This is a genomic window from Streptomyces botrytidirepellens (assembly GCF_003721215.1).
Taxonomy (GTDB): domain Bacteria; phylum Actinomycetota; class Actinomycetes; order Streptomycetales; family Streptomycetaceae; genus Streptomyces; species Streptomyces himastatinicus.
This window is the reverse complement of sequence record NZ_RIBZ01000314.1, coordinates 38,513-51,756: the sequence shown is the minus strand read 5'-3', so window position 1 is coordinate 51,756 and position 13,244 is coordinate 38,513. Positions and strand designations below refer to the sequence as shown.

Here is a 13,244-nt window from a genome sequence, read left to right as displayed (position 1 = left end):
CTCCAGCGGTCGGATCGGATGTCACCGCACATCCAACCGCCACGACCGCCGACCCGGCGAACCTATGCGGTCACAGCACTAGACGCGTCATACCGGCCGCCGGGCCCGGCGGCCGGTATGACGCGCCGGCTTTACTTCACCCAGTAGCGCACGTTGCGGAAGCGGGCCTCGGCCTTGCCCGAACCGTGGTGGTAGACGCCGTTCTTGAAGTAGCGCGTGGCCGGTCCGCGGTCGTCGGCGGTCAGCACCAGCTTGTCGTCCGCGTAGACCTGGATCGTTCCGGCGCTCGCGTCATGGGCGACCTTCAGATTCCACCAGGTGTTGTAGATCCCGGTCTTGATGGTCTCGTTCGTGTAGCGCTTGAGCGTGCCGCCGTTCGCGCTGGACGCCCGGAACATGATGTCGGTCGCGGGGGTCCCCGACGGGCGCTGGGTGCGCAGGATCTGCATGATGTCCGCGCCGTTGGTGCCGGACGGGACGTACACATCGGCGTCCCACATCTGCTTGCCCGAGGTGTAGTCGTTCTTCCAGCGCATCTCGGTGCGCGGATTGGTCGAACTGCCTTCCTCGAACGGCTCGTCGGTGGCGTTCACCCACATGGTGTGGGTCTTGGTGCTGGAGTTGTAGCTGTAGCGCTCGCTGAGATCCAGGTTGTACGGCTTCTGCATGCTGTACGTGTACGACTTCTGCGTCCATCCGTCCGTCGGGTCGGCGGCAGGGTCGGCCGCCGTTGCCCCGTGTGCGGTCGCCGTCCCCGTCAGCGCGGCCATGAGCGCGCCGACGGCGACGCCCACTCTGACTCTCATGCGTAACGCGGGCATGTGCCCACCTCCAGTCGTCATGGTCCAGACCAGGCGTCAACGTAGGCCAGGGTTGATGACGTGTCCATATCAATGAACGGAGTTCTTTGCTTTCATAGCTCTCGTTCAGGGATGTGACCCGACTCAGGGGTGTGACCCGACCAGCTGCTCGCACCAGATGGTCTTGCCCGTGTGGGTGTGCCGCGTGCCCCAGCGCTGGGTGAGCTGGGCGACCAGCAGCAACCCGCGGCCGCCCTCGTCGGAGAGGCGGGCCCGGCGCATATGGGGCGCGGTGCTGCTGGCGTCGGACACCTCGCAGATCAGCGTCCGATCGCGGATCAGCCGCAGCTGAATGGGGCCCTCCGCGTGCCGGATGGCGTTGGTGACCAGCTCGCTGACCACCAGCTCCGTGATGTACGACGCGTCCGCGAGCCCCCAGGCGTCGAGCCGGCGCGACGCCCACGACCGGGCCGACGCCACCGTGACCGGGTCGGCCGCCAGATCCCGTACCGCGAACCGGTCCGTGCCCAGGGCCTGGGTGCGGGCGATGAGCAGCGCGGCGTCGTCGGCGGGGTGGTCCGGCAGCAGATCGCCGAGCACGTGGTCGCACAGCGCGTCGAGGGAGGGCGCGCGGTGGGTGAGCGTCTGGCACAACTCCTCCAGCGCGCCGTCCAGTTCGCGTTCCGGTTCACGGAAGCCGAGCAGCCCGTCGGTGTAGAGCGCGAGCAGGCTGCCCGGCGGCAGCTCCACCTCCACCGCCTCGAACGGCAGCCCGCCGAGGCCCAGCGGGGGACCGGCGGGCAGCTCGAGCAGCCGCGCCTCGCCGTCCGGGGTGACCACGGCGGGCGGCGGATGCCCGGCCCGGGCCACCGAACAGGTGCGGGTGACCGGGTCGTAGACCGCGTACGTACAGGTGGCGCCGAGGATGGCGGGGTCGCCCCCGTCGCTGCCTCCCGCCTCCGCTTCCGATTCCGTTCCGGTTTCCGCCTCCGCCGCGAGCCGGATCACCACATCGTCCAGATGCGTCAGCAGCTCGTCCGGCGGCAGATCGACATCCGCCAGCGTACGGACCGCCGTGCGCAGCCGTCCCATGGTGGCCGCCGCGCTGATGCCATGGCCGACGACATCGCCCACCACCAGGGCGACCCTCGCCCCGGACAGCGGAATCACATCGAACCAGTCGCCCGCCAGCCCCGACCGGCCCCCGCGGGCAGATAGCGGGACGCGGTCTCGACCGCCGCCTGTGCCGGAGTGCCCCGCGGCAGCAGGCTCTGCTGGAGGCTGAGCGCGGCGGTGCGCTCGCGGTCGAAGCGGCGCGCGTTGTCCAGGCAGATCGCGGCCCGCGCCACCAGCTCCTCGGCCAGCAGCTGGTCGTCCTCCGTGAACGGGTCCTTGGTCCGCCGGTAGAACATGGTGATGCCCAGCGTCATCCCGCGCGCCCGGATCGGCACCCCCATGATCGACTGGAACCCGTACTCCCGGAACTTCTCCGCCCGGGCGGGGTCCCGCGCCAGCCAGTCCCGCATGTCCCGGTCCGTGACCCGGTGCCGGGTCGACCGGCCCGTGGCCATGCAGCGCACGGCGGGCGTGTACGGCGGGTAGATGTCCACCTCGCCCGGCTGCCGCACCGCCTCCGGCGCCCCCTCGATGATCGACTGGTTCGCCGCCCGGCGCAGCGCCACCACCCCGCTGAACGGACCCGGCTCATCGCCCCTGAGCAGCGTCTCCAGCAGATCGACGGTCACCCAGTCGGCGAGCCGCGGCACCACCGCGTCGGCGAGCTCCCGCGCGGTGCGCATCACATCCAGGGTGCTGCCGATCCGGGTGCTCGCCTCGTTCAGCAGCGTCAGCCGCTCCCGGGACCGGATCTGCTGGGTCACGTCGGCGACCGTCGTACACAGCCCGAGCGTCTCCCCGTCCGCGCCCCGCAGGGCCGAGGCCGAGGCCAGGAACACCGAGTCCCGGTCCGGGTTCGCGGGCAGCCGCCCCCGCATTTCCCCGCTGAACGCCGTCTCGCCCGTCTCCAGCACCCGGCGCAGCCGCTGCTCCCACGCCGCCGCGTCCGGACCCGACAACACCTCCGGCAGCCGCAGCCCCTTGCGGTCGGCCTCCGAGATCCCCGACATCCGCGTCATGGCGGCGTTCTGCCGGATGCACCGGAGATCCGTGTCGTACATGGTCACGGCCACCGGGGAGACGGAGAACAGCCAGTCCACGACCGCCCGCTCCACCTCCTGGGGCAGCGGCCGCGGCCCCGCGGCGTCCTCGACCGACGCCACCAGCACCCACGGCCCCCGCGTAGCGCGATCCATCAGCCGGTGCCCCGCCCCGCGCGCCCGCACCACCCGGCCATCGGCACACCGCGCGGACAGCCACCCCAGCCAGTCGTCCCGCTCCGGCGGCCCGTCCCAGAACGGCGCCCCGCCCTCGGGCATGAGCAACTCCCCGGCCCGCCGCCCCACGGCGTCCTCCGCGGTATGCCCCAGCGCCCGTTCGGCACCGCGATTCCAGCCCGTGACGATGCCGAACTCATCGACCGTGATCACGGCGGTCCGCGGGACCTCGGCGTTCATGCGCCCATCTCCTCCTTACCGAGCATGCACCCGCCGCCAGGGCCGTTCAAACGAGCGCGGCGAGGGCCGATTACTCAGGGGAAGTGGGCGCCTTCACCGAGTTGCCGGTCGCAAGCCACTGATCACCTTCGTGACCCATGGCGAGCTGACCAGGTGGACAGAGATCCGGCACCGGGGCAGTCGGCGGCCGCCGTTCATCGGGCAGTGCACCCGATGGACGGCGCCGACCAGGAGAGGTCAGTTGGGAATGGAGTCCTTGTAATCGCCCGCGTTGAAGTACCACAGTTGTTCAACGGTTGAAAAGTTCCTGACCAGGGCGGCCTCAGTCCACTCCGCTCCGAAGTCATCCTTGAGTCCCAGCCCGGCCGAAGGATTCAGATACGGGGCGATGTTCATCAAATGGGCGCCTCCTCCTGACCAGTCAGGGCGGAAGCACCACTTCTGCCGATCTGAGTCGTCGGGCTCCTTGAGGAGGGGCTGGCTGGCGAGAGAGATTTTCGGCTCATCGCTGCCGGCGTCCAGGCGGAAGGTTTTGCCGTCTTGAGATATTTCAATGTGACAGACCGTCCAGTAGTCTTCCTCTCCGATTTTCCGCGTCGTCCACCGCTGCGGGTAGTTGTCATAGGTCGCGTAGCGAACGCTGCATATGAGTGCTCCGTCGAAACACCTGCCTCCCTGCACAGTGAGACGGCTCCCATTGAGGCGGTTCACCAGCAGTTGCTTCTCGCCCTCATACGACATGACTACTCCTTAACTCTCGTCGTTCACGTACTCCGGGAAGGTCTGCGCGGAGTGCGGGGACGTAAAACTCCTGCCGACTCGATTCACTCATGCGGGTGAACGTGTCACGTCGCGGTTGCATTGATGTCCATTCCTGACCTACCTGATCAGCGACGTCGTGCCGCACCAAGGCGTGATGGCTAAGGCGCTTGGCCAAAGCCGAGAAGTTTCGGCCGGTTCGACCCTGCTGTCGCAACCTGCTTGACGCGGGCCTGAATTGGGTCGCTTCCGCCCGGAACCTCTCGTTCAGCGCACCGAGTTGCCCCGCAGGAGCGGAGTGTTAGGGTCCAGTGCGGGTAAAGATCATCTTCTTGCGCCCCCCGACAGTTGCGACCGGCCGTTGCTGTCGTTCCCTCTCCCGCTCCTATGGATGGATGGCGCCTTCATGTCTATGCCGTTCGACCCGACCACTGCCGACCAGGACGGCCGACAGCCGCAGTTGAGCCTGGCCACGGCTGCCGCGCGGAATCTGGCGAGTACGACCAAGACCCCTCCGCAGATGCAGGGCATCTCCTCGCGGTGGCTGCTGCGCCTGCTGCCGTGGGTGCAGGTCTCCGGAGGGGCGTACCGAGTGAACCGGCGACTCACGCACACCCTCGGCGACGGCCGGGTCGAGTTCGTCGCCACCGGCGCGGACGTCCGGGTCATTCCCGCCGAGCTGCGTGAACTGCCGCCGCTGCGGGACTTCACGGACGAACAGGCCCTGGGCGCGCTGGCGGAGCGGTTCGAGCAGCGGGAGGTGGCCGCCGGCGAGACCATAGTGGAGTCGGGCCGCCCGGCCGACGAGGTCGTTCTCATCGCGCACGGCAAGGGCAACAAGCTGGGCACCGGCAAGTACGGCGACCCGACCGTCCTCGGTGTGCTCGCGGACGGCGACTACGTCGGCGAGGGGCTGCTGACCGGCTCGGCCGGCGAGTGGGAGTTCACGGTGCGCGCGGTGACGGCGTGCACCGTCCTGAGCCTGTCCCGGGCGGCCTTCGAGGAGGTCCAGGGCCGCTCGGAAGGGCTGCGCACGCACCTGGAGGCGCTCCGCTCCGTCGCTCGCCCGCCGCAGAACAAGCAGGGGGAGGCCGCCATCGACCTGGCCTCCGGACACGAGGGCGAGTGGACCCTGCCCGGCACCTTCGTCGACTACGAGCTCAGCCCCAGGGAGTACGAGCTGAGCGTCGCCCAGACCGTGCTCCGCGTGCACAGCCGCGTCGCCGACCTCTACAACGATCCCATGAACCAGGTGGAGCAGCAGCTCCGTCTCACGGTCGAGGCACTGCGCGAGCGCCAGGAACACGAGCTCGTCAACAACCGTGACTTCGGTCTCCTCCACAACGCCGACCTGAAGCAGCGCATCCGTACGCGCAGTGGGCCACCCACCCCCGACGACCTCGACGAGCTGATCTCGCGGAGGCGCAAGACCCAGTTCCTGCTCGCCCACCCGAAGGCGATCGCGGCCTTCGGCCGGGAGTGCAACAAGCGCGGGCTCTACCCGCAGGGCGTGGAGCTGGAGGGCCACCAGGCGCCGGCCTGGCGCGGCATCCCGATCCTGCCCTGCAACAAGCTCCCGGTCAGCTCCACCGGCACCAGCTCCATTCTGGCGATGCGCACGGGCGAGGAGGACCAGGGCGTCGTCGGTCTCCACCAGACCGGCATCCCCGACGAGATCGAGCCCGGCCTCAACGCCCGCTTCATGGGCATCGACGAGAAGGCGATCATCTCCTACCTGGTCAGTACGTACTACTCCGCGGCGGTACTCGTCCCGGACGCGCTCGGCATCCTCGAAGACGTCGAAATCGGCCACTACGGGGACTAGAGATGCCTGGCGGATCAGGGTGCGCGCCCCTGGGTGATCCGCCGGACACGGCTTGATCGCACGCTTCGCATTCAGGAAAGGGCCGGGCACCCGTGACACAGCCTTTTGAACTGCCGGACTTCTACATGCCGCACCCCGCGCGCCGGAACCCTCATCTGGAGGAGGCGCGGCAGCACTCGAAGCGGTGGGCCCGTGAGATGGGCATGCTCGAAGGCTCGGGGGTCTGGGAGGAGCGGGACCTCGACGCGCACGACTACGCCCTGCTGTGCGCCTACACCCACCCCGACTCGTCCGGCCCGGCCCTTTCCCTGGTGACCGACTGGTACGTGTGGGTCTTCTTCTTCGATGACCACTTCCTCGAGGAATTCAAGTACACGAACGACCGGGAGGGTGCCAAGGCGTATCTGGACCGGCTGCCGCTCTTCATGCCGACCGACCCGGCCGCGGCCGTCCCCGAGCCGACGAACCCGGTCGAGGCCGGTCTGGCCGACCTGTGGGCCCGTACGGTGCCGAGCATGTCCGCGGACTGGCGGGCGCGGTTCGCGGAGAGCACCGAGAACCTCCTCAACGAGTCGTTGTGGGAGCTGTCGAACATCAACGCCCACCGCATTCCCAACCCGGTCGAGTACATCGAGATGCGCCGCAAGGTCGGCGGTGCCCCCTGGTCGGCGGGGCTCGTCGAGTACGCGATCGGGGCCGAGGTGCCCGCGCCGGTCGCCGCCTCACGCCCGTTGCAGGTGCTGCGGGACAGCTTCTCCGACGCCGTGCACCTGCGGAACGACCTGTTCTCGTACCAGCGCGAGGTCGAGGAGGAGGGAGAGAACAGCAACGGCGTGCTGGTCCTGGAGACCTTCCTCGGCTGCGCCACACAGGAGGCCGCCGACGCCGTCAACGACCTGCTCACTTCCCGCCTCCAGCAGTTCGAGAACACCGTCTTCACCGAACTCCCCCCGCTCTTCGCCGAGACCGGCCTGAGCCCGGACCAGTGCGCGGCCGTCCTCGCCTACGTCAAGGGGTTGCAGGACTGGCAGTCGGGCGGCCACGAGTGGCACATGCGGTCCAGCCGCTACATGAACGCAAGCGGGGCGCAGGGGAGCCCGGCCCCGTCGGGACTCGGCGGCTTCTCGCTCCTGCCGAGCGGGCTGGGCACCTCCGCGGCGCGGATCGGGCTGACGACCACCCGCCGGGCCGAGGCCGGCCGGCTGCGGAGCTTCACCCACGTCCCGCATCAGCGTGTGGGGCCCTCTCAACTGCCCGACTTCTTCATGCCCTTCACCACCCGGCTCAGTCCGCACCTGGACGGTGCCCGGCGGAACGTGGTCGAGTGGGGGCGCCGCATGGGCATGCTCGAAGCCCAGCCCGGCATCCCGGGCTCGCACATCTGGAACGAGCGCAAGCTCGCCGGTTTCGACTTCCCCCTGTGCGCGGCCGGCATCCACCCCGACGCCACCCCGGAGCAGCTCGACATCACCTCCGGCTGGCTGACCTGGGGCACGTACGGGGACGACTACTTCCCCGTGGTCTTCGGCCGCACCCGGGACCTGGCCGGGGCGAAGGCCGCCAACCAGCGGCTCTCGTCCTTCATGCCGGTGGACGGCTCCGCGCCGCCCACCCCCGCCAACGCGCTGGAGCGCGGTTTGGCCGATCTCTGGACCCGCACCGCCGGCCCGATGACCCCGCAGGCCCGCCGTACCTTCCGTACGGCCATCGAGGACATGACCTCCAGCTGGCTGTGGGAACTGGCCAACCAGGCCCAGAACCGTATCCCCGACCCCGTCGACTACATCGAGATGCGCCGGATGACCTTCGGCTCCGACCTCACCATGAGCCTGTGCCGACTGGCCCACGGGCAGCAGGTCCCACCCGAGATCTACCGCAGCGGCCCGTTGCGCGCCCTGGAGAACGCCGCCGCCGACTACGCCTGCCTCCTCAACGACGTCTTCTCCTACCAGAAGGAGATCGAGTACGAGGGCGAGGTGCACAACGGTGTCCTGGTCGTCCAGAACTTCTTCAACTGCGATTACCCGACCGCCCTCGGCATCGTCCATGACCTGATGACCTCCCGAATGCGCCAGTTCCAGCATGTCGCGCAGCACGAGCTGCCCGTCGTCTACGACGACTTCGCGTTGGGCCCGGACGCCCGCCGCATCCTCGACGGCTACGTGCGCGAGCTGGAGAACTGGCTGTCGGGCATCCTCACCTGGCACCAGGGCTGCCGCCGCTACAAGGAGGACGACCTGCGCCGCGACCTCCCCGGGCGCCCGCACCGCAGCCTCGACATCCCCACCGGTCTGGGAACCTCGGCCGCCCGCCTCCCCCGGCTCACGCGACGGCGGTGACGCCTCGGCATCTCACCCGTCCGTCGGTCGCGCTTGGCGTTTCGGCGGAGGTGGCCGATGAGTGACGCCGTGCTGGTGTACGTGACGACCGCGGCCACCAGCGTCAGCCACAGCGGTCCATGGTCGTGCAGGTTGTTCACGAAATACATGCCGAAGAACGCGGTGCCGGCCGCGGACCGCACGTCGTTCCGCTGCCACCAGTGCTGTCGGGGCGCTTCCGCCTTGGCGAGCTGCCGTGCGTATGCGGCCACGGGCCCGAATTCCTCCTCGGGCTCACGTCCGCTTTCCGCGAGGTGGCGGCTCGCCTCCCGGGTGAGTTCGGCCGCGCGGGCCCGCGGGAGCGCGTAGCGCCCTTCCAGGAGCCGCGGCAGCTTGTGCAGCCACGCCTCGGACGGCAACCGCTCGTGGGCGGGGGCGGTCGGCGGCTTGGCGAACAGCACCCATGAGGGGAGCAGGATGCCCAGCGCACCGATGGCGGGCGTCGGCACGTGTGCGATCACGGTGTCGGGCCCTTCGACGAGCGCGACAGCGGCGAGGATGACGGCGGCGATGGCCGCCAGCCCGCAACCGGCCGCGCGGCGGCGGGAGCCGGCGTGCAGTGCGAACTGCACGCCGTGCAGGGCGGCCGTGGCGGCGGCGATGGCGACGCAGCCGACGAGGGCGGCGGTGGTGAGACCGGTCATGAGGCCGTTCGTCACGAACTCGTACGCCCCGGCCCCAAAGGTCATCAAGCCCAACTGCCCGGTCACGGCGACGGCGTAGTCGGTGGCGGTCATCGCGTCGGGGTCGCCCCCCGCCCGTACGGCGGCGGGCCGCCGCTCGCGCGCCACGGCCTCGGCGAAGTCGTCCGGGCGGCCGAAGGCGTCCCTATCCATGCCGGTCACCTCAGCCGGGGCGCTTGGCCGTGACGACCAGACCCGGCCCCGTTTGCTCCTCCGCGGGGAGCCGGAGTTCGGCGACCGGGCGCAGTCCGGCCTGCTCGATCAGGTCCACGAGCTGTTCCGGCCGCCATTTGTATGTCGTCCAGCGAACGGGCACACCTCCGTAGCCCTCGGTGCGCATCGCGTCTTCGTCGCCGACGTGCGTTGCGGTGATGAAGTGTCCGCCGGGCTTCAGGGCGCGCGCGAACAGGGCGAGAACCTGCGGAAGGACGTCGCGGGGGAGGTTGAACAGTGACCACCACCCGAGCACGCCGCCGAGGGACGCATCACCGAGGTCGAGGTCGGTGGCGGAAGCGACGCTGAAGCGGCATTGCGGATGACGGCGGCGCGCGTTCTCGATCATGCGGGGGGAGAGATCCACCCCGGACACGTCGAGTCCGCGGTCGGCGAGGTAGGCGGTCACCGTCCCGGGTCCGCAGCCGACGTCGAGGACGGGCCCGAGGTCGCTCACGGTGTCGGCGAAGGCGTCGATCGATGCCTTGAGCCATGGATGCCTACGGATGTCGCCGAGTCCCGTCGTGTCCACCATGTGGGCGTAGTTGTCGGCCACGCGGTCATAGGACTCACGGACCACATCGAGATCGGCTGGGCGGTCAACACGGGGTAAGCGCATCAGCCAACGATAGGGTCGCCGCTGTCCGCCGCTGCCGATCGGAACAGGTCTCATGTCTGATTCCCTCGTCCCTTGGATCTTCTCGCTGGTCTTCACGCCGGTGGGAACCGTCCTCGGCGTGGTGATGTACCGCAAGATCAGGCGGAATCGCACCCTGCTCCGGACGGGCGCGAGCGCGCAGGGTGTGGTGACCGACCTGCAACCGACCCGTATGCAGTCACCCGGTTCGGAAGGCGGGGCCACGATCCGGAGCCACGGGACCCTCGTCTACTACCCGGTCATCTCCTGGACCACGGCCGACGGACAGTCCAGGGAAACCAGGACCGACATAGCCCGCCCCCGTGAGAAGACCTTGGCGGTCGGCACCCGGGTCGAGGTCCGCTACGACCCGGCGAACCCCTCCCACTGGACGCTCCCGGCGGAGAGCAACACCGTGTGGTGGGTCTTCACCGCGATGGGGGCGCTCTTCGCGGCGATCGGGCTGGGCAGCCTCATCTGGGCGCTGCTCGCACTGGTGCTCTGAGCGGTCTGGCGGACCGGCGGCATCATGATCAAAGCTAGATGCCGTGGACGGAGTTACGGACAGCACGGTTCTCGCCCTGATCGGCGTTCTGCTGGGAACGGCGGGGACCCTCATCGGGCAGCACCTGGCGAACCGCGTCGAGGTGCAGCGCGACCATCGGCACCGCGCGGACCTGGCGCGATCCGAGCGCAAGGAGGCCATATCGGGGTTCTTGAAGGCGGTCCAGCGGGTCGAACTGGTCCTGGACCGCCGAAAGCTCGGCATGCCGACCCTCGACGACCCCGAGGACGTGAAGCTGCATGACCTGTGGCTGGCGACGAAGGCGGTCGAGCTGGTGTGTTCCACCGAGGCCGCCCAGGCCGCCCACGACTACACCAAGGAGCTGCACGCGCTGATGCGCAGCGAGCGCGGGCGCTCGCCGGTCAAACGCGAACGGCGCGAGGCGTTCGTGGAAGTGGCCCGCGAGGAGCTGGAGAGCGGTCGCGCGCGCATCAGAAGGTGAGGGGCATCTCTAATGATCTCCCTGGTGATCCGCGTGGACAATGCGAACCGAGGTGGCCGACCTCCCCCCACACGGCCGCCAAGGAGGATGCATGACGTCGTCCGCCCAGTCCGCCGAGCCTCTGACCTACCCGTTCGCGGCCGAGAAGCTGAACCTGGCCCCGCTGTACGCACACTTGCGCCGCGAGGAGCCGTTGGCCCGGGTCCAACTCCCGTACGGCGAACCGGCATGGCTGGCCACCCGCTACGAGGACGCCCGGCTCGTCCTCGGCGACCCGCGGTTCAGCCGGGCGGCCTCCGTGGGCCGCGACGCGCCGCGCGTACGGCCGTACGCGCCCGGCCCCGGCACCATCAGCACCTTCGACCCGCCGGAGCACAGCCGGTTGCGACGGCTCGTGACGAAGGCGTTCACCGTGCGCCAGATCGAGCGGTTGCGCATCCGCGCCCAGCAGATCGCCGACGACCTGGTCGACGCGATACGGGCCGACGGCGCCCCCGCCGACCTGGTCGAGGACTTCGCCCTGCCCCTGCCGATCACGGTCATCTGCGAGCTGCTGGGCGTGCCGGTCGAGGACCGGGACGACTTCCGCCTGTGGTCCGAGGCGTTCCTCTCCACGACGAAGTACACGCTGGAGGAGATCAAGGGCTACCGAGCCCTGCTCCGGGACTACATGGCCGGTCTCGTGGAGCAGCGACGGACCGCGCCGCAGGAGGATCTGCTCAGCTCCCTCGTCGCCGCGCGCGACAACGACGACCGGCTGTCCGAGGACGAACTGCTGTCGTTGGCCGAGTCGATCCTCATCGCGGGCCACGAGACCACCGCCACGCAGATCGCCAACTTCCTCTACGTCCTGCTGACGCAGCCCGATCACCTAGCCGCCCTGCGCGCGGACCTTTCCCTCGTACCGCAGGCGGTCGAGGAACTGCTGCGCTTCACCCCGCTCGGCTCCGGCAGCCTCCAGCCGCGGTACGCGGTCGAGGACGTCGAGGTGGGCGGCGTGACCGTGCGGGCCGGTGAGCCGGTAGTCGTCGCCATCAACTCGGCCAACCGCGACGAACGCGTCTACACCGACGCCGACCACCTCGACCTGCGCCGCCACCAGGCCACCCACATCGGCTTCGGCCACGGCCCCCACCACTGCCTGGGCGCTCCGCTGGCCCGGATGGAGCTCCAGATCGCCCTGCGAACGCTGCTGGAACGGCTGCCGGGACTGCGGTTGGCCGACACCGAGCGGGACGTGGAGTGGAAGGTGGGCGTGTCCACGCGCGGCGTGCGGAGGTTGCCGGTTAGCTGGGAGGCGTGAGGGTGGTCAGGAAGGTCGACCAGGCGTCGGCGGGTATCTGGAGCTTCGGCCCGTCGGGGACCTTGGAGTCCCGGACGTGGACGGTGGCGGGGGCCTGGGCCACCTCGACGCACTGGCCGCCGCCGGAATCGCTGTAGCTGGACTTGTGCCAGTCGAGGGCGACCTCGACACAGTCGCCTCCGCTGGAGTCGCTGTAGCTGCTCTTGAACCACACGAGTCTGCTCATAGCTCACCCATCAACTGCTCGATGAAGCTTACGGATTCGTCCGGCCCGAGAGCCTGGGACCTGATCATGGCATAGCGCCGGGATAGGACGCCCACTTCGTCGGGCTTGGACAACAGGATGCTCCTCCCGTTGCTCTCCATGTAGACCATGGGTGTCTCGTCCGGCGTTTCGATCAGCTTCATGGGCCCTTGCAACCCCGCGTGTCCGGCTCGGCTCATCGGCATTACCTGGATGACGATGTTGGGCCGTGCGGCACACTCGATGAGGTGCGCGTATTGCGCACGCATGAGCTCTGGTCCGCCAATCTGCCGCCGCAGCGCCGCCTCTTCCAGAATGACGCTGACCACGGCTCCTGGCTTCCGGTCAAGGAGCGCCTTGCGATCCATCCGAGCCTCGGTCAGATCGGCGATCTCTTGCTCTTCAAGCGGCGGAAAGGCATGCACCAGAACCTCGCGGGCGTACTCCTTGGTCTGCAACAGACCGTCGATCAGCTGCGTGCAGTACGACGACACGCTGACCGCCTCCTGCTCCAGCTGTACGAAGCCCTGGAAGTGCACTGGGTACCGCTCCAGCCGCAGGAGCTTGATGGCCGCCCGCAGCAACCCTCCCGCGTCCAGTGCCATATCAGCCGCTTCGATGAACGCGTCCGTCGGCGGCTTCGCACACGTCTCGACCGCGCTCACGGCCGAGCCCGTGTATCCCATCCGTTCACCCAACTCTTCCTGAGTCAGTCCCACTTGCTGGCGCAATAACCGCAGTACAGCGGCGAAGTACTGCGCGGTCGGCGATGCCGAGTCCTTCTTCTTCGACTGGGCCACCTCAGTCAGCCTTTCAACGTGA

Annotated in this window: 13 protein-coding genes; 5 read left to right on the top strand and 8 right to left on the bottom strand. The window is 69.1% G+C overall.

What is annotated here, in order from left to right; translation table 11 throughout:
- Nucleotides 1-131: 131 nt before the first annotated feature.
- The 4 genes from EEJ42_RS27110 to EEJ42_RS27100 form a co-directional block, all read right to left on the bottom strand.
- On the bottom strand, nucleotides 132-806 hold the full coding sequence (locus EEJ42_RS27110) for a polysaccharide lyase family 7 protein (RefSeq protein WP_246097413.1): 675 nt from the start codon (nucleotides 804-806) through the stop codon (nucleotides 132-134).
- A gap of 138 nt (nucleotides 807-944) precedes the next feature.
- Nucleotides 945-1,970 carry a SpoIIE family protein phosphatase gene (locus EEJ42_RS54290; protein WP_342778331.1) on the bottom strand — a complete coding sequence of 342 codons (1,026 nt, stop codon included), beginning with the start codon at nucleotides 1,968-1,970 and terminating at the stop codon, nucleotides 945-947.
- Nucleotides 1,967-3,373, bottom strand: a complete 1,407-nt coding sequence (locus tag EEJ42_RS54285; protein ID WP_342778330.1) for a PAS domain-containing protein — start codon at nucleotides 3,371-3,373, stop codon at nucleotides 1,967-1,969. The genes EEJ42_RS54290 and EEJ42_RS54285 overlap by 4 nt, the downstream gene beginning before the upstream one ends.
- A gap of 237 nt (nucleotides 3,374-3,610) precedes the next feature.
- Nucleotides 3,611-4,114 (bottom strand): hypothetical protein, encoded by a 504-nt coding sequence (locus EEJ42_RS27100; protein WP_123103848.1) that lies wholly within the window; start codon nucleotides 4,112-4,114, stop codon nucleotides 3,611-3,613.
- 424 nt (nucleotides 4,115-4,538) lie between these two features.
- Here EEJ42_RS27100 and EEJ42_RS27095 point away from each other — a divergent pair, with 424 nt between their 5' ends.
- Together EEJ42_RS27095 and EEJ42_RS27090 are read left to right on the top strand one after the other, a co-directional pair.
- On the top strand, nucleotides 4,539-5,957 hold the full coding sequence (locus tag EEJ42_RS27095) for a family 2B encapsulin nanocompartment shell protein (protein ID WP_123103846.1): 1,419 nt from the start codon (nucleotides 4,539-4,541) through the stop codon (nucleotides 5,955-5,957).
- A gap of 92 nt (nucleotides 5,958-6,049) precedes the next feature.
- On the top strand, nucleotides 6,050-8,296 hold the full coding sequence (locus EEJ42_RS27090; protein WP_184503294.1) for a family 2 encapsulin nanocompartment cargo protein terpene cyclase: 2,247 nt from the start codon (nucleotides 6,050-6,052) through the stop codon (nucleotides 8,294-8,296).
- On the opposite strand, the gene EEJ42_RS27085 is transcribed toward EEJ42_RS27090, so the two are convergent.
- Together EEJ42_RS27085 and EEJ42_RS27080 are read right to left on the bottom strand one after the other, a co-directional pair.
- Nucleotides 8,179-9,171, bottom strand: coding sequence for a hypothetical protein (locus EEJ42_RS27085; protein ID WP_123103844.1), 993 nt, complete (start codon nucleotides 9,169-9,171; stop codon nucleotides 8,179-8,181). The two genes, EEJ42_RS27090 and EEJ42_RS27085, sit on opposite strands and share 118 nt — an antisense overlap.
- Nucleotides 9,172-9,181: 10 nt before the next feature.
- Entirely contained in the window at nucleotides 9,182-9,850 is a 669-nt protein-coding gene (locus tag EEJ42_RS27080) for a class I SAM-dependent DNA methyltransferase (protein WP_123103842.1), read from the bottom strand.
- Between the two features lie 52 nt (nucleotides 9,851-9,902).
- Here EEJ42_RS27080 and EEJ42_RS27075 point away from each other — a divergent pair, with 52 nt between their 5' ends.
- From EEJ42_RS27075 to EEJ42_RS27065, 3 genes are all read left to right on the top strand, one after another.
- A complete protein-coding gene (locus EEJ42_RS27075) occupies nucleotides 9,903-10,373 on the top strand; it encodes a DUF3592 domain-containing protein (RefSeq protein WP_123103840.1) in 471 nt (156 codons plus the stop codon).
- A gap of 43 nt (nucleotides 10,374-10,416) precedes the next feature.
- Complete coding sequence (locus tag EEJ42_RS27070) at nucleotides 10,417-10,875, top strand: hypothetical protein (RefSeq protein ID WP_123103838.1); 459 nt, start codon at nucleotides 10,417-10,419, stop codon at nucleotides 10,873-10,875.
- Between the two features lie 91 nt (nucleotides 10,876-10,966).
- Complete coding sequence (locus tag EEJ42_RS27065; protein WP_123103836.1) at nucleotides 10,967-12,178, top strand: cytochrome P450; 1,212 nt, start codon at nucleotides 10,967-10,969, stop codon at nucleotides 12,176-12,178.
- On the opposite strand, the gene EEJ42_RS27060 is transcribed toward EEJ42_RS27065, so the two are convergent.
- Together EEJ42_RS27060 and EEJ42_RS27055 are read right to left on the bottom strand one after the other, a co-directional pair.
- A complete protein-coding gene (locus EEJ42_RS27060) occupies nucleotides 12,162-12,404 on the bottom strand; it encodes a DUF397 domain-containing protein (RefSeq protein WP_123103834.1) in 243 nt (80 codons plus the stop codon). The genes EEJ42_RS27065 and EEJ42_RS27060 overlap by 17 nt on opposite strands.
- Nucleotides 12,401-13,222 (bottom strand): helix-turn-helix domain-containing protein, encoded by an 822-nt coding sequence (locus EEJ42_RS27055; RefSeq protein ID WP_123103832.1) that lies wholly within the window; start codon nucleotides 13,220-13,222, stop codon nucleotides 12,401-12,403. The genes EEJ42_RS27060 and EEJ42_RS27055 overlap by 4 nt, the downstream gene beginning before the upstream one ends.
- Nucleotides 13,223-13,244 lie beyond the last annotated feature (22 nt).